Consider the following 16,874-nt stretch of genomic DNA (forward strand, 5'->3'; position numbering starts at 1 on the left):
CATGGCCCGGTTCCCCTTCTCTTCACTCGGCAAGGCTGACGCGGCGCCCTGTCGGCGGCGCGTGGGGCGAGTCTACGAGCGGCGCCGGGGGCGGGGCACGCGGTTTTCCGCCCGCGCCCCCGCCGCCCGGCCGCACCCGGGGCGGACCGACGTCACGTCAGGAGGCGTTCCCGCAGGCGGGAGACGGTGTCCGGGGTGATGCCGACGGGGCCGGTGAGGTAGGCGTACGGGGAGCCGTAGCGGGCGGTGAGGTCGGCGAGGACCAGGGACATGACCGTCGCCGGGGCGCGCCCGTAGGCGGGCCAGCGCATGGTGCGGCCCGGGTGGGCGGCGTGCCAGTCCGCGGTGAGGCGTTCGGTGGCCAGCTCGGTGAGGGCGAAGTCGGCCAGGACCTCCTCCTCGGGGACGTCGAGGAGGGTCAGGACGAGCGCGGCGATCAGGCCGGTGCGGTCCTTGCCGGAGGTGCAGTGGAAGACGGCGGGCCCGGGGCCGGTGGCGATCAGCTCGATGGTCCGGCGGATCTCCTCGACCCCGTCCTCGGCCACCTCCGCGAAGCGGTCGGCGAGGTAGCGCCAGGGGTCGAGGGCGGGGTCGATCTCGGCCTGGTCGTAGGGCCGGTGCTCGATGCTGAGGTTGGCGTACGTGAACCGCTCGGGCTGCGGTATCCGTCCCTTGGCCTCGATCTCCCACGGGTAGCGCAGGTCGATGACGGTGCGGATGCCGAGGTCGAGGAACCGGTCCCAGTCGGCGCCCTGGAGCTTGCCGAGGGAGTCGGCCCGGTAGAGGACGCCCCAGGCGAGGGTGCGGCCGTCGGCGCTGCGGTAGCCGCCGAGGTCGCGGAAGTTGTGCAGGCGGTCGAAGGGGACGTGGCGGCGGCCGGGTGGGGTGTGCGGCACGAGTGACTCCGTTGTGGGGCGGGGCAGTTGTGCACCCAGGATGCCGGACGGGTCACGGTTCACCGGGTTCCGGGGAGGGGGCGGCACGATCCGCAGGAAGCCGTCGGTCCTGCTGACCGTCCGGCCTTCCGGCAGGCCCGGCACGGAACCGGCGGCGCCCCGGGACGGTGGCGCCGCCCCCGTAGTCGGCGCTGCCGAAGTTCCAGCGGGTGCCGCGGGGCGCGGCCAGGCCGGGCAGGCCGGGCAGGCCGGGCAGGCCGGGCAGGCCGGGCAGGCCGGACCAGTCGAGCCGGTCGGGGTCGTCGGTCAGCCGGCGGGCGAAGCGCAGGGCGTCGCGGGCGGGGCCCCGGAGGTTCCAGCGGTGGCTGACCTCGTACGTCTCCACCCCGGCGATCAGCGCGAACGTGCGGCGGGGGCCGAGGGTGGGCGGCAGGAGCCCGTCGTGGGCGGGGGCGGGGCCGGGATCCCGGGGGTCGGGGGCCCGCCGGGCGGGGTGCGTCACCCGATGCCCGCCTCGGTCACCGCCTGTTCGATGCGCTCGTAGAGGGACGGCTGTTTCCAGTAGGCGCTGTGGCTGGCCGGGAACGGCTGGCGGCTGCTGACCTCGTGGTCGGTGACCCGCGGATCGCCGGGGAAGACGGGCGCGGCGAGGTAGGAGAGCACGTCCTGGCGGTCGTAGACGTTGAGCCAGCGCGGGAAGCCGTACGGGAGCGCGCTGCCGGGCGGGAGGGCCGTGAGCGCGCCGATCTCGTGCAGGTACGGGGCCTGCGAGCCCACGGTGACCAGCAGTTCGGCGCCCGGCACGGGCCCGCCGGTGGCCGCCTCCAGGGCGAGCAGGTCCACCAGGGCGATCCCGCCGAGGCTGTGCCCGATCAGCACGGTCGGGCCCGGCGCGGCGGTGATCCGCTCGTGCAGGAACGCGCGCAGGCCCGCGCCCCGGGCCTGGTAGCGCAGGATGTCGCCGAGGGCGGGGGTGGCGCCGGTGAGGGCGCCCCGCCGGGCGTTGAGCAGGGGCTGCGTGGTCACCCGCATCGCGAGGCGCCCGAGGACGGCGGCGGCGCGGGCGCCGGGGACGCGGGCGTCGCCGCCGAGTCGGGCGGCGAGCAGTTCGACGAGCCGGTCCCGCTCGGCGGCGGTGCAGTCGGCGTCGGCCCCGGCCCCGGCTGCGGCCAGTGCGGCGGCGGCGACGGCCCGGGCGAGGGCGGTGGCCAGCTCCCGGGCCTCCGGCTCGGCCGTGGCCCGTTCCCCGGCGCGGGCCGCCTCCTCGGAACGCGCGACCGTGTCCAGGGCCGCCCGGAAACCGGGGGCGAGGCCGGTGCCGTGCAGGAGGGCCGCCAGCTCGTCGGCGTGGTCCGCCGCCGGGGCCGGCGGAGCGTCCGGATCCGGGCCCGGGCGGTGCGGCAGGCCCGGTACGTCCAGACGGTCCAGGAGGTCCAGGACCCCGGCTCCGGCGGCCCGGATCCCGGGCATCGCGAAGGGGTCGTCCTCGCCCTCCGGGCCGCCGGATCCGTCCGCCGCCCGGGCGGTGTCCCAGCCCGCCTCCGCCAGGACGCGCAGCTCGCACAGCGGGTCGGCCAGCAGCAGGCCCCACTCGGCCGCCTCGGCGGCGTCGGCGTCACCGGCCCCGTCGGCATCGGTGCGCAGCCCCGGCACGGAGACGCCGCCCGCGCCCATGGACGCCCCGAAACGTTCGCCCCAGAAGCAGGGTTCGACGGCCGCGCCGGGGAACCGGGCCGCCAGCCGCTCCCGGACCAGCGCGAACAGCGCGTCGTGCCGCTCCCGCCGCACCCCCGTCCCGTGCACGAACAGAAATCGCATCGCCACGCCCGCCCCCTCGTCCGCTCTCCCCCGCCCGCACGATAGCGCCGAGCGGGCAAAGGGGCCCGGAGAACGCGGAGTTCGGCGCGGCCGCCTGCGCGGACGGCCTCAGCGGACGGACTCGACGGGGGGCGGGGCCGGGGCCGGGTAGTAGCGGCGGCAGCCGCGCAGCATGCCCTCGGCGGAGAGGGTGAACACGTCGACGAACTCGCGCTGCTGCGGGGCCAGCCGGCCCATCGCGATCACGCAGTCCCCCTCGGCGACGATCCGGGTGATGTGGTGGCGCCGGGCGCCCGCGCTCCCGGAACGCTCCAGGTCGGCGCCCAGAGCGGTGCCGGCGTGCAGGAGCGAGCCGTACCCGTCGAGGTCTCCGGAGTCGAGGTAGTGGTAGGCGAGGCGCACGTGGTCGACCCCGGAGTCGGTGACGACCCGGCTGGGCGTCAGCCGCCCGGCGTACCGACTGTTCATGGATGGTCCCTTCGTACGGCCGCACCCCCTTCGGGTGCCGACGTCCCCACGGTCCTGCGGACCCGCAACTCCCGGCTATCCCGGGCCTATCGCGTTCACCACCACGCAATCTCCACACCATGGACAACCGGAGAGGTGTTCGGGAAGACTGACCCCGCGCTCCACCCGATCTCTGGTGTGCCTCCAGCTGGGAGACTCATGACCGTTTCGCCCGGCGGGGTTCCGCACACCCCGGACACGGTGGTGTTCCGCATCCTCGGCCCCTTACAGGTGACCGGCCTGAGCGGGCCGGTGCGGATTCCCCCGGGGCGGCAGGAGGTCATTCTCGCCGCCCTGCTCCTTGAGGCGAACCGGGTCGTCAGCACGGACTACCTCGTCGACCTGATCTGGGACGACGAGCCGCCGGACACCGCGCGCACCCAGGTGCAGATCTGCGTGTCGCGGCTGCGCAAGCTCTTCACGACGGCCGGGATCGCCGCCGCCATCACCACGCGGCCGCCGGGGTACGTCCTCAAGACGGAGGGCGACCTCGTCGACGCCGCCGTCTTCGCCCGCCGGCTCGCGGACGCCCGCGCCCTGGCGAAGCGCGGAGACGCTGCGGGGGCGGTGGAACTGCTGCGTGCCGCCGGTGAGTTGTGGCAGGGGGACTGCCTGAGCGGGGTGTCGAGCGAGACGCTGCGCAGCAAGGCGCTCCAGCTGGACGAGGAACGGCTGACGGCCGCCGAGACGCGGATCGAGCTGGAGCTCGACCTCGGCCGCCACCACCAGCTGGTCGGCGAGATCCAGTTGCTGGTACGGGTCCACCCGCTGCGGGAGCGGCTGCGCGGGCAGCTGATGCTGGCGCTGTACCGCTCGGGGCGGCAGGCGGAGGCGCTGGAGAGCTACCGGGTGGGGCGCGAGCTGCTGGTCGAGGAACTCGGGCTGGAGCCGGGCGGCGAGCTGCGCGGACTGGAGCGGGCCATCCTCGCGGGCGACGTCCCCCCGGCCCGCCCCCCGAGACCGACCGCCGCCTTCGGCACCCCCGGCCCGGGCCCGTCCTTCGGGACCACCGGCCCGCGACGCGACGCCTCCGGCACGGGACGGGACTCGGGCTCCGGCACCGCCGGCACGGGACCGGACCCCGCCTACGGAACCACCGGGACGGTGCCGGACTCGGGCTCCGGAGTCACCGGCGCAAGACCGGACTCCCGCTACGGGACCACCGGCACCGGGCCGAACCACGGCTACGGAACCACCGGCGCGAGGCCGGACTCCGGACTCGGGCTCTCCGGAGCCGGGGCGGACTCGGCCTTCGGCGCGACCGGCGCGGGACCCGACTCCGGGCTCGGAAGCACCGGCGCCGGGCCCGGCACGGCGTTCGGTGCCGCTGGCGGCAACAGACCGGGCAGCGGAGCCGCGTACAGCGCCGGAGCCGCGGGGGCGGGCGCGGCGTTCGGAGCCGTTGCCGTCGGCAGGCCGGGCGACGGCGGCGGTTCGGCTGCCGCCGCCGGTACGGGGCCGGGCGCGCCCCGGGCTTCGTACGGCGGCCCGGGAACCCCAGGGGCCCCGACCGCCTCCGCGGGCCCGCAGGCCCCGCAGAGCCCGGACACCCCGGGGAACCCGCTCGGCACGCCGACCCCGCAAACCCCGTACGACCACGGCACCCCGGGGAACCCGCTCGGCGCACAGACCCCACAGGCCCCCTACGACCACGGCGCCCCGGCAGGCCCGCCAGGAACGCCGGCGTACGGCCACGGCACCCCCGGCGGCCCACTCGGCATTCCCGCCCCGCGGGCCCCGCAGGACCACGCCGCCCCGCAGGGTCCTTACGGCCAGGGGACGCCCGGCTTCGCGCCGGGTCACGGCCCCCTCCTGCCCACGCCGTTCGGCGGCGGTGCCGCCCCGGCGTGGAGCCCCGCGCCGGACCGCCCCGCCGACGGCGGGGGCATGGCCGCCGCGTACACCGCGTGGGGCGCGGCCCCCGCGAGCGCCGACGGAGCCCCTCAGTGGAGCGCCGGGAGCGGCGCCGGCTCCGGGCGTGCGGGATACCCGGCCCCCGCCCCGGCCCCGGCCGGGACCCCGTACCGCGAGGAGACGCCCCGTCAGCTCCCGGCGGACACGTCCGACTTCGTGGGCGACGAGGAGTGCATCCGCCGCGTCGAGCAGGCCCTCCTCGGCGACGGCGAAAGCGGCGGCGTCCGCCGTGCCGTCGGCGTGGCCGTGATCGTCGGCAAGCCCGGCACCGGGAAGTCCACGCTGGCCACGCACATCGCGCACCGGCTCAGCGAAACCGCCTTCCCCGACGGCCAGTTGTACTGCGACCTGCGCGGCACCGGCACCCCCGCCACCTCCGGCGAGGTGCTGGGCCGGTTCCTGCGCGCACTCGGCATTCCGGGCCCGGTGCTCCCCGAGTCCCAGGACGAGCGGGCCGAGATGTACCGCACGCTCCTCGCCTCCCGCCGGGTGCTGGTGGTACTGGACGACGCCGCGTCGGAGAGCCAGATCCGGCCGCTGCTGCCCGGCAGCAACACGTGCGCGGTGCTGGTCACCAGCCGGGTCCGGCTCACCGGCCTGCCCGGCGCGCACCGCGTCGAGCTGGACGTGATGGGCACCGACCACGCCGTGGAACTGCTGGTCCGGGTGATCGGCCCGGACCGCGTCGCACGCGAGCCGGTGGCGGTCGAGGCGCTGATCCGGACCGTGGGCGGGCTGCCGCTCGCCCTGCGGATCGTCGCGGCCCGGCTGGCGGCCCGTCCGCACTGGACGCTGGCGTCGATGGTGCACCGGCTCGCGAACGAACGGCACCGCCTCGACGAGCTGACGCACGGCGAGATGACGATGCGGGCCAGCCTCTCCCTCACCCACGACGGGCTGGCCGCCGAGGACCGCCGGCTGCTGCGCCTGCTGAGCCTGGCCCAGGGGCAGACACTGCCGGGCTGGCTGGCCGGCGCGCTGCTGGACGATCCGCGCCCCTTCGCCTCGGATCTGCTGGAGCCGCTGGTCGACGTACAGATGCTGGACGTGGTCGGGATGGAGTCCACGGGCGGGTTCCGCTACCGCTTCCACGAGATCATCCGGGTGTTCGCGCGAGAGCAGCTGGCGGCGCACCACGAGGTGGCCGACCAGCACGCGGCGACGGCGCGGATGCTGGGCGGCTGGATGTCCCTGGCGGAGCAGGCCCACCGGCGCATCTACGGCGGGGACTTCACGGTGCTGCACGGCTCCGCGCCGCGCTGGGAGCCGCCGTCGGAGTGTGTGGACGAGCTGCTGGTGGATCCGCTGGGCTGGCTGGACAGCGAGCACGGGAACCTGGTGCAGGCTGTGGAGCACGCGGCCCGCGAGCAGATGGACGAGCTGTGCTGGGACCTGGCGACGACCCTGGCCACCCTGTTCGAGGGGCGTGGCTACCTCGACGACTGGGAGCGTACGCACCTGCTCGCGCTGGACTCGGTGCGCGCGGCGGGCAACACCCGGGGTACGGCCGCCCTGTTGAGCTCGCTCGGGGTGCTCCATCTGGGGCGCAGCCAGAGCGAGGAGTCCCGGTCGGCGCTGACGACGGCGCTCGGGCTGTTCCTGGAGCTGGAGGACCGGCAGGGGCAGGCGCTGTGCCACCGGGACCTGGCGCTGCTGGAGCGGATGCGGGGCAACGAGGACCACGCCCTCTCGCTGTACGACCGGGCCCTGCGGGATTTCGACCAGGCCGGGGACGTGGTGGGCCGGGCCATCGTGCTGACGCAGAGCGCGCACATCTGGATGCGGCGGGGGCAGAGTTCGGCGGCCCAGACCCGGCTGGACGAGGCGCTCGGGATCTACCGGTCGGTGGGTTACACGGGCGGGCAGGCCCGGACGCTGCGCCGGGCGGGGCAGCTGCTCCAGGGACAGGGGGAGCACGAGCGGGCGGTGACCACGTACACGGAGGTCCTGGAGCTGTGCCGGGAGAGCGGTGACGTGATCGGCGAGGGGCACCTGCTGCGGGACCTGGGGCACGCGCACGCCGAGATGGGGCGGTGCGAGGCGGCCCGCGGTTTCTACGCGCAGGCCCTGTCGGTGCGGGAGCAGATCATGGACCAGGGCGGAGCGGCGCTGGTGCGCCTGGACCTGGCGCGGCTGCTGACCGCGAACGGCGGCGCCGGGGAGCGTTCGCGGTCCCGGGAGTTGCTGGAGAGTGCGGTACGGGCGTTCCGCGACCGGGGGATGGAGCGGGAGCTGGCCGAGGCCGAAAGGCTGCTGGCCGCTCCGTGAGGGGCTGAGGGGGCTGAAGGGGCTGAAGGGGCTGAAGGGGCTGAAGGGGAGGATCCCCGGCCCTGGCCCCGGCCCCGCGGGGTCCGGGTCAGTCCCACGGGTTGGTGTCGGTGGAGCCGCTCGGCGTGGGGGTGGCCTGCGGGGCGGGGACGCCGGCGGTGGTACCGGTGACGGCCGGGCCGTCGGCCTGGGCGACCTGGGTGCCGAGGGCGGCGGCTCCGGCGATGGCGGCGGTGACGAGGGCGGCGCGCAGGGCGTGGGAGAGGTTCATCTCGGGTCCTTTCGTCGGTGCGCTCCGGGTTTCCGGGGCGCTTCCTGCTTTCTGGACCTCAACTTAGGGACGGCCGGAATCCCGGCACCGGCCCCGCCCCTATCCCCGCGCTATCACGGGCCGCCACGGCGGACCTATATTCCCGCTCGCGGTGATAGCGGCGTCCGCGGCCGGGACGGATCAGCCGGTGATGCCCCCGGGATAGCGCGCTGCCGACGATGGGGACCAGGAACCGGGCCGTCACCCCAGGCCCCGCCGTTCCCCCACACCGTCACCGGGAGCGACTCGATGAACGCCCATGTGAACACGGACTCGACCTCCCGGGTGGGAGCCTTGATACGGGCCCACCGGCTGCGTATCGGGCTCACCCAGCGGGAGCTGGCGGACCTTTCGACGATCAGCGTGCGGGCCATCCGCGATCTGGAGCAGGGCAAGGCGAGACGGCCCCGTCCCGACACGGTGCGGCTGATGGCGGACGCGCTGCGGCTGGGCCCGCGGGCCCGGGCCGCGCTGGAGGCCGCCGCCCAGCAGGGGCGGGCCGGCGGCCAGGGCTGGGGGCGGCCCCCGGCTCCGCCGACCGCGCTGCACGCGATGTCCGGGCGGGACGCGGAGACGGCCGTCCTGGAGCGGGAGCTTTCCGTGGGCGGCGAGCGGCTGGTGAACGTGGTGGGGCTCGGCGGGGTGGGCAAGACTCGGGTCGCGCTGGAGGTCGCCGAGCGGTTGCACGCGGCGGGCGTGCCGGTGCTGTGGCACGCCTTTCCGGGGGCGTCGGCGGACCATCTGGGATGCGCGGAGCCGGAGTCGGCTGCCCGGGTGGCGGCGACGGTGGCCGACCTCTACGGACCGCCTCCGGCGGACGCGGCGTACGGCGGGTGTGGCGCCGGTGCCGGTGCCTTCGGCGAGGCGGCGGGGGGCGGGCTGTTCGAACTGCTCGGTGAGCAGCGGGTGTTGCTCGTGCTCGACGGGGCCCCGGCGGTCGCTCCCCGGTTCGACCGGCTCACCGCGCTGCTGCGGGCCTGCCCCGGTCTGCGCGTGCTGGTCACCTCGGAGCGGCCGTGGGAGGTGCCGGGGGAACGGATCTTCCTGCTGTCCCCGCTGGAGGTCCCAGCCGAGGGCGCGGCGCCGGACGCCGCCGCCCTTGCCCCCGCCGTACGCGTGTTCCTCGACCATGTCCGGCGCGTGCGGCCCGAGTTCACCGCCGGTCCGGCCGATCTGGCCCGCGCGGCCCGGCTCTGCCGCCGCCTCGACGGGCATCCGGGGGCGCTCGCCGCCGCCGCGTCCTGGCTGGTGGTCTGCGATCTCACCACCCTGTGTCTCAGTCTCGACGCCGACCCGGTCGCCCTGCTGGACCACCTCGGCGGGGGCGCGGGGGCCGACCGCTTCCGGGCCGCCCTGCGGAGCCGGACGGACGGGCTCTCCGCCGGGGCCCGCGAGCTGCTGGACGCGCTGTGCGCGGGGGAGGCCGAGGACGCGGGGGCGGAGTTCGGCCTGACGGACGTGGCGGCCCTGACGGGGCGTGGCCTGCCGGAGTCCGGCCGGATGCTGCGCGAGCTGCTGATCAGCGGAACCGTACGGGCGGCGCCCGAGAGCGGCGGCTCCCGCTTCCGCGTACTGAGCCTGGTCCGCGCCGCCGCCCGCCGCACCCCCCAACGCGCCTGACACCCCGCCCCCCGAACAACCCGATCCCCCGGACCCCGCCGACCCGTCACCCGGACCCCGGCCGCTCTGCGCAGCGAGGGCGCGGGCCTCGTGGGGCCGAACCCCGGCCGGCGGCGAGAGGCACCCGCCCGGAGGGCAACTGCTCCCGGAGTGCCGGAGCAACTGCCGCCGTGGTGTTCGGCCCGCGGGTTGTATGACGTACGGCCGGACGGCAACGGCAACGGCACATCCGCCCCACCCCACCCCACCGCACCCTTCGAGGAGCCTCCGCATGTCTTCGACCGCGTCCGAACGGAGCAGCGCGCACGGGCCCGCCGCTGTGCGGCTGCCCCTGTCGGCGGCGCAGCGCGACATCTGGACGGCCCACGCCCTGGACGCCACCGGCAGCCGCTACAACATCGGCGAGTACCGGGAGCTCGTGGGCCCGCTGGACGCCGACCTGCTGGCCCGCGCCTGGTACCAGCTGGCCCGCGAGGCCGACGTGCTGCGCGTCCGGGGCACCGGCTCCGACGAGGACGGCGGCCTGTGGCAGCTGCTCCACCCCGACCCGGGCGAGCGGCGGCTGCGCGTCGTGGACCTGGACGCGGAGCCGGATCCGGTGGCGGCGGGCCGGGCCTGGATGGCGGCGGAGCTGGCGCGGCCGTTCGACCTGGCGGACGACTGGCTCACCCGGCACGTCCTGCTGAGGGCGGGCCGCACCGAGGGCGGCGAACGGCGCTGGTTCTACTTCCACGCCTTCCACCACCTGGTCGTCGACGGCATGGGCGTCGCCCTGCTCGACCAGCGGCTGGTCGAGCTGTACGAGCGGGGGTCGGCCGGGGAGCCCTGGGGGCCGAGTCCCTTCGGTTCCCTGGAGGCGCTGCTGGCCGAGGACGGCGCCTACCGGGCCTCCCCGGAGGGGGCCGCCGACCGCGCCCACTGGGCGGCACACCTGGCGGGGCTGCCGCAGACCCCGCGGCTGGGCGAGGGCCGGACCGGCCGTACGGCGCCGGGCGCGCTGCCCTTCGTACGGCGCACCGTGGTGCTGCCCGCGCAGCGGGCGGAGCGGCTGCGGGAGGTGGCGCGGGCCCACCGGACGCCGTGGACGATGCTGGTGATCGCCCTGGTCGCGGCGTACGTGCACCGGGTGAGCGGGAGTCCGGAGCTGGTGCTCGGGCTGCCGGTGACGGGCCGGCGCACCGACCTGGCCCGCCGTACGCCGGGGATGATGTCGAACGTGGTGCCGCTGCGGGTGGCGGTGCCCGCGGACGGGACGACGGGCGAACTGCTGGCGGCGGTGGTCGCGGAGGCCCGCCGGGGGCTGAAGCACCAGCGCACCCGGTACGAGGACATGTGCCGCGATCTGGGGCTGGGCGAGGCGGAGCGGCGGATCACGGCTCCCCTGGTCAACATCATGGCGTTCACGCCGGGCATGCGCTTCTGCGGGCTGCCGACCCTCCAGCACAACCTGGGCAACGGACCGGTGGAGGACCTGGCGGTCGGCGTGTACGACCTGGGGCCCGAGGACGGGCTGCGGATCGACTTCGACGCGGCGCCCGAGGTGTGCGACGTCGATGCGGTGGCGGCGCACCAGGACCGCTTCGTGCGGTTCGTGGAGTCGGTCCTGTCGGCGGGCGAACAACCGCTGTCCCGGATCGAGTTGCTGGGCACGGCGGAGCGGCGTCAGGTGCTGGACGAGTGGACGGGCATCCGCGCCGACACCGGGAAGGCCACCCTCGTCGAACGGTTCGAGGAGCAGGTCCGGCTGCGTCCGACGGCCCGCGCCCTGGTCTTCGGCGGCCAGGAGCTGACCTACGCGGAGCTGGACGCCCGCGCCAACCGGCTCGCCCACCACCTCGCCGCCACCGGCCTCGGCCGCGGCGACCTCGCCGGCATCCTCCTCGACCGCGGACCCGACTTCGCCGTCGCCCTCCTCGCCGTCGTCAAGACCGGCGCCGGATACGCCCTCCTGGACCCCGAGTTCCCCGACGAACGCCTGGCCGGCACCGCCCGCGACGCCTCCCTCAGCACCCTCGTCACCGACACCCGCCACCACACCCGGCTGCCCGACACCGGCGGATCCCCCTGGGTGACGGTCCGCGTGGACACGGAGGCCGATTCCATCGCCGCACGACCGACCGTCCCGCTGGAAGCGCCGCTGACCTGGGACGACGTCGCCTGTGTGATGTTCACGTCCGGCTCCACCGGACGCCCGAAGGGCATCCTGTCCTCCCACCGCAACCTGGTCTCCACCCTCACCGCCCAGACCTACGCCACCTTCGGCCCAGGTGAAACCTTCCTCCAGTGCTCCCCCGTCTCCTGGGACGCCTTCAGCCTCGAATTCTGGGGCGCCCTCCTCCACGGCGGCACCACCGTCCTCCAGCCGGGACAGCGCCCCGAACCGGCCCTGATCGCGGAGCTGTCGCGCCGGCACCGGGTGACGATGCTCCAGCTGTCCTCCAGCCTCTTCAACTACCTCACCGACGAACACCCCGACACCTTCACCACCACCCGCATCGTCTACACCGGCGGCGAACCCGCCTCCCCCACCCACGTCCACCGTCTCCACGGGCTCCGGCCCCACCTCACCATCACCAACGGGTACGGGCCCGCCGAGTCCATGGGCTTCACCACGACCCACACCGTCGCGCCCACCGCCGAGGTCCAGGGCCCGCTGCCCATCGGCCGCCCCCTCACCAACAAGCACGCCTACGTCCTGGACGCACGGCTGCGCCCCTCCCCTCCCGGGACGACGGGCGAGCTCTACCTCTCCGGCGACGGACTCGCCCACGGCTACCTCGCCCAGCCCACCACCACCGCGACCCACTTCATCCCCAACCCCTACGGACCCCCCGGCAGCCGCCTCTACCGCACCGGCGACCAGGCCCACTGGGACACCCACGGCAACCTCCACTACACCGGCCGCACCGACACCCAGATCAAGATCCGCGGCTTCCGCATCGAACCCACCGAAATCGAAACCACCCTCACCACCCACCCCCACATCACCCAGGCCACCCTGCTCCACTCCGACGGGCAGCTGACGGCCTACGTGACCGCCGCTCCCGGCGCCCCGGCCCCGGCCCCCGAAGCGCTGCGCGCCTGGCTGCGCGAGCGGCTGCCCGAGCACATGGTCCCCGCCCGGTTCGCCGTCCTGGACCGGCTGCCCCTCACCCCCAACGGGAAGATCGACAAGGCCGCCCTCCCGGTGGTCGAGGCGGCGCCCACCGCCGGGGGCCGCGCGCCGCGCACCGAGACGGAAGAGCTCGTACGGACCCTCGTGAGCGAGGTGCTCGGCAGCCCGGCGCCCCTGTCCATGGACGACGGGTTCTTCGACCACGGCGGCCACTCCCTCCTCGCCGCCCGCCTCACGAACCGCATCGCCTCCACCCTCGGCGTCACCCTCACCCTGCGCGACGTCTTCCAGCACCCCACCCCCGCCGCCCTGACGCGCAGGATCGAGGAGGCCGGCGACCGGCCCGCGCTGCCGCCCCTGCGGCGTGCGGCGGAGCGTCCCGAGCGGCTGCCGCTGTCCTTCGCCCAGCAGCGGCTGTGGCTGGTCGCGGGGCTCGGCGGCCCGGGGGCGACCGCGTACAACGTGCCGATGGCGGTCCGGCTGGAGGGCGAGCCGGACGTGCCCGCGCTGCGCGCCGCCTTCGAGGACCTGGCCGCCCGCCACGCACCGCTGCGGACCCGGTTCGCCACCGCGGACGGGGACCCGTACCAGATCGTCGACCCGGTTCCCGCGCCCGCGTTCGAGCTGCGCGACGTCACTCCCGGCAGTCTCGAAGAGGAACTGCTCGCCGCTGCCCGCCACTCCTTCGACCTGACCGCCGAACACCCGCTGCGCGTCACCCTGTTGCGCTCCGGGGAGGGTGCGTACACGCTCCTGGTCCTGCTGCACCACATCGCCACCGACGGGCAGTCCCTGCGCCCGCTGTTCGAGGACCTGTCCCACGCCTACGCGGCCCGGCTGGCGGGCGCCGCCCCCGACTGGGAGCCCCTGCCGGCCGATTACGCCGACTTCGCGCTCTGGCAGCGCACCACCCTCGCGGGCGACCCGCTGGAGACCCGGCTGGCCCACTGGAGGACGGCGCTGGCCGGGCTCCCCGAGGAGCTGGGGCTGCTCCCCGACCGGCCGCGTCCGCCGGTGGCGGGGCAGCGCGGCGGGGCGGTCCGGGTGGACTTCGGGACGGACCTGTACGAGCGGGTGGTGGAGCTGGCGCGGGCCGAGCGGTGCACCCCCTTCATGGTGCTGCAGGCCGCGCTCGCGGCGACGCTGACCCGGCTGGGCGCGGGCACCGACGTGCCGCTCGGCTCACCGGTCGCGGGCCGGTCCGACGAGGCCCTGTCGGGGCTCGTGGGCTTCTTCGTGAACACCCTGGTGCTGCGTACCGACACCTCGGGGAACCCGGCCTTCCGGGAGCTGCTGGCCCGGGTGCGCAGCGCCGACCTGGACGCCTTCGCCCATCAGGACGCCCCGTTCGACCTGGTGCTGGAGGCCCTGAACCCGGTGCGGTCCCTGGCCCGGCATCCGCTGTTCCAGGTGTGCCTGGCGCTGGAGTCGGGTCCCGGGGTCTCGCCCGTGCTGCCCGGGCTGCGGGCCGGTGAGGCGGAGCCGCTGGCCACCGGGGCCGTCAAGTTCGACCTGGAGTTCCTGCTGCGCGCCGACGGGGCCTCCGGTCTGACGGGGGCGGTGCTCTACAGCTCCGACCTGTACGAGCGGGCCACCGTGGAGCGGATGACCGGCATGCTGCGGCGGACGCTGGAGCAGGTGGCGCGCGAACCGGGGGTCCGGCTGTCGGAGCTGGAGCTCCTGGACGGGGCCGGGCGCCGGCAGGTGCTGGAGGAGTGGACCGGTGTCCGTACCGACACCGCCCCGGCGACCCTCGTCGAACGGTTCGAGGAGCAGGTCCGGCTGCGTCCGACGGCCCGCGCCCTGGTCTTCGGCGGCCAGGAGCTGACCTACGCGGAACTGGACGCCCGCGCCAACCGGCTCGCCCACCACCTCGCCGCCACCGGCCTCGGCCGCGGCGACCTCGCCGGCATCCTCCTCGACCGCGGACCCGACTTCGCCGTCGCCCTCCTCGCCGTCGTCAAGACCGGCGCCGGATACGCCCTCCTGGACCCCGAGTTCCCCGACGAACGCCTGGCCGGCACCGCCCGCGACGCCTCCCTCACCGCCCTCGTCACCGACACCCGCCACCACACCCGGCTGCCGGAAGGACCGTGGCGCAGCACCCTGGTCGACGCCGGGCGCGAGGAGATCGCCGACTGCTCCGAGGAGCCCCTCGAAGTAGCGCTGACCTGGGACGACGTCGCCTGCGTGATGTTCACCTCCGGCTCCACCGGACGCCCGAAGGGCATCCTGTCCTCCCACCGCAACCTGGTCTCCACCCTCACCGCCCAGACCTACGCCACCTTCGGCCCAGGCGAAACCTTCCTCCAGTGCTCCCCCGTCTCCTGGGACGCCTTCAGCCTCGAATTCTGGGGCGCCCTCCTCCACGGCGGCACCACCGTCCTCCAACCGGGACAGCGCCCCGAACCGGCCCTGATCTCCGCACTCGCCCAGCAGCACCGGGTGACGATGCTCCAGCTGTCCTCCAGCCTCTTCAACTACCTCACCGACGAACACCCGGACACCTTCACCACCACCCGCATCGTCTACACCGGCGGCGAACCCGCCTCCCCGACGCACGTGGAGCGGCTGCACGGGCTGCACCCGCGGGTCACGATCACCAACGGGTACGGGCCGGCCGAGTCCATGGGCTTCACCACCACCCACACCACCGACCCCAACGTCCCCGCGACCGGCCCCCTCTCCATCGGCCGCCCCCTGACCAACAAGCACGCCTACGTCCTCGACGCCCACCTCTCCCCCACACCGCCCGGGACGACAGGGGAGCTCTACCTCTCCGGCGACGGACTCGCCCACGGCTACCTCGCCCAGCCCACCACCACCGCGACCCACTTCATCCCCAACCCCTACGGACCCCCCGGCAGCCGCCTCTACCGCACCGGCGACCAGGCCCACTGGGACACCCACGGCAACCTCCACTACACCGGCCGCACCGACACCCAGATCAAGATCCGCGGCTTCCGCATCGAACCCACCGAAATCGAAACCACCCTCACCACCCACCCCCACATCACCCAGGCCACCCTCGCCACGCATCCGGACCACCACCGCACGCCCCAGCTGACCGCCTATCTGGTCACCACCGACGAGGCCCTCTCCCCCCAGGACGTCCGCCTGTGGCTGCGCACGCTCCTGCCCGACCACATGGTCCCGGCCTTCGTCGTCCTGCTGGACCGGCTGCCGCTCACCCCCAACGGGAAGATCGACAAGAGCGCCCTGCCCGCACCGCAGGCGGTCACCACGGCGGGCGGACGCGCCCCGCGCACCCCGCTGGAGGAGAAGGTGCGCACCTGGTTCGGGGAGGCGCTGGCCGCCCCCTCCCCGCTGTCGATCGACGACGACTTCTTCGACCAGGGCGGCCACTCCCTCCTCGCCGCCCGCCTCACGAACCGCATCGGCACCGCCCTCGGCGTCACCCTCACCCTGCGCGACGTCTTCCAGCACCCCACCCCCGTCACCCTCGCCCGGCACATCGAGACCCGGCTGCTGTCCGCGGGGGCGCCCGCTCCCCGGCGCGCCCGGCCCGCGCTCCGCCGCCGCACCCCCGACCAGGAACGGAGTTCCTCATGAGCACCACCGACCAGGACCAGGCCGACTTCACCCCCGCGCCGGACGACGTGGTCTGGGACCTGCCGGGCGAGGGCCCGCAGCGCACGGCGCTGCTGGTCCTGCCGCACGCCGGCGGCAACGCCCACGCCTACGCGGAGTGGCGCGCCCACCTGCCGGCCGACGTCCGCCTGCTGATCGGCCAGTACCCGGGCCGGGGCGCCCGGTTCGCCGAGGACCTCCCCCGGGACATCGCCGACCTGGCCGGTCCGGTCGTGGCGGCGCTGCCCGACGGGGTCACCGAGGACCTGGTGGTGCTCGGGCACAGCATGGGCTCGCTCGTGGCCTTCGAGGTCGTCCGCAGCCTGGAGGCGTCCGGCCGGCCGCCCCGCGCCCTGGTCGCCTCGGCCTGCCGGGCCCCGTTCCTGGCCAACCCGTGCGCCGTGCACCCGGAGCGGCTGGACGACGACGAGCTGGTCGCCGCCATCAAGGAGCGCGGCGGCACCGACGACGGCATCCTCGACGAGCCGGAGCTGCGGGAGATCATCCTGCCGTCCATCCGGGCCGACTTCGCCATCGACGACGTCTACCGCTGCGCGGAGTCCGAGGCCCGGGTGGCCTGCCCGGTGACGGTGATCGGCGGGGACGCGGACCCGGTCGCCCCGGCGGCCTCGCTGATCCGCTGGGCGCAGATCACCGACCGCGCGTTCGCCTCGTACGTGCTGCCGGGAGGCCACTTCTACTTCCAGGAACAGCTGCCGGAGTTCTTCTCCGTGCTCGGTCCGGTCGTCGGCGGGCACGCCGCCGCCCCGGCCGCCGCCTGACCGCGCCGCGCGGCCCCGCTCCCCTCGTCTCCGCATCCCCTCGTCTCCGCTCC

General features: G+C 75.3%; 9 protein-coding genes. 4 read left to right on the forward strand and 5 right to left on the reverse strand.

The features are described from left to right. Positions 1-152 precede the first annotated feature (152 nt). From SLAV_RS09070 to SLAV_RS09085, 4 genes are all read right to left on the reverse strand, one after another. The gene (locus SLAV_RS09070) at positions 153-896 is read right to left on the reverse strand and encodes a tyrosine-protein phosphatase (RefSeq protein ID WP_100660836.1); all 744 of its coding nucleotides are present in this window, start codon (positions 894-896) and stop codon (positions 153-155) included. A 52-nt stretch (positions 897-948) separates the two neighbouring features. Next, positions 949-1,398, reverse strand: a complete 450-nt coding sequence (locus tag SLAV_RS09075) for a hypothetical protein (RefSeq protein WP_100660837.1) — start codon at positions 1,396-1,398, stop codon at positions 949-951. Next, positions 1,395-2,720: an RBBP9/YdeN family alpha/beta hydrolase gene (locus SLAV_RS09080; protein ID WP_159038056.1), complete on the reverse strand. Its 1,326-nt coding sequence runs from the start codon at positions 2,718-2,720 to the stop codon at positions 1,395-1,397. The genes SLAV_RS09075 and SLAV_RS09080 overlap by 4 nt, the downstream gene beginning before the upstream one ends. A gap of 102 nt (positions 2,721-2,822) precedes the next feature. Beyond that, positions 2,823-3,182, reverse strand: a complete 360-nt coding sequence (locus SLAV_RS09085) for a nuclear transport factor 2 family protein (protein WP_100660839.1) — start codon at positions 3,180-3,182, stop codon at positions 2,823-2,825. A gap of 198 nt (positions 3,183-3,380) precedes the next feature. Between SLAV_RS09085 and SLAV_RS42330 the strand changes: the two genes are divergently transcribed. Then, positions 3,381-7,403, forward strand: coding sequence for an AfsR/SARP family transcriptional regulator (locus tag SLAV_RS42330; protein WP_244225238.1), 4,023 nt, complete (start codon positions 3,381-3,383; stop codon positions 7,401-7,403). Positions 7,404-7,491: 88 nt separating this feature from the next. Here the strand turns inward: SLAV_RS42330 and SLAV_RS09105 are convergent, their stop codons facing one another. Then, complete coding sequence (locus SLAV_RS09105; RefSeq protein ID WP_100660840.1) at positions 7,492-7,674, reverse strand: hypothetical protein; 183 nt, start codon at positions 7,672-7,674, stop codon at positions 7,492-7,494. A gap of 288 nt (positions 7,675-7,962) precedes the next feature. On the opposite strand from SLAV_RS09105, the gene SLAV_RS09110 reads away from it, so the two are divergent. The 3 genes from SLAV_RS09110 to SLAV_RS09120 all read left to right on the forward strand — a co-directional run bounded on the left by SLAV_RS09110 (position 7,963) and on the right by SLAV_RS09120 (position 16,821). Then, on the forward strand, positions 7,963-9,333 hold the full coding sequence (locus tag SLAV_RS09110; RefSeq protein WP_100660841.1) for a helix-turn-helix domain-containing protein: 1,371 nt from the start codon (positions 7,963-7,965) through the stop codon (positions 9,331-9,333). A 271-nt stretch (positions 9,334-9,604) separates the two neighbouring features. Further along, complete coding sequence (locus SLAV_RS09115; RefSeq protein WP_159038057.1) at positions 9,605-16,021, forward strand: non-ribosomal peptide synthetase; 6,417 nt, start codon at positions 9,605-9,607, stop codon at positions 16,019-16,021. Continuing rightward, a complete protein-coding gene (locus SLAV_RS09120; RefSeq protein ID WP_030234603.1) occupies positions 16,018-16,821 on the forward strand; it encodes a thioesterase II family protein in 804 nt (267 codons plus the stop codon). The genes SLAV_RS09115 and SLAV_RS09120 overlap by 4 nt, the downstream gene beginning before the upstream one ends. Positions 16,822-16,874: the final 53 nt, after the last annotated feature.

Origin of the sequence: Streptomyces lavendulae subsp. lavendulae (assembly GCF_002803845.1) — a bacterium.
GTDB classification, from domain to species: Bacteria; Actinomycetota; Actinomycetes; order Streptomycetales; family Streptomycetaceae; genus Streptomyces; species Streptomyces lavendulae.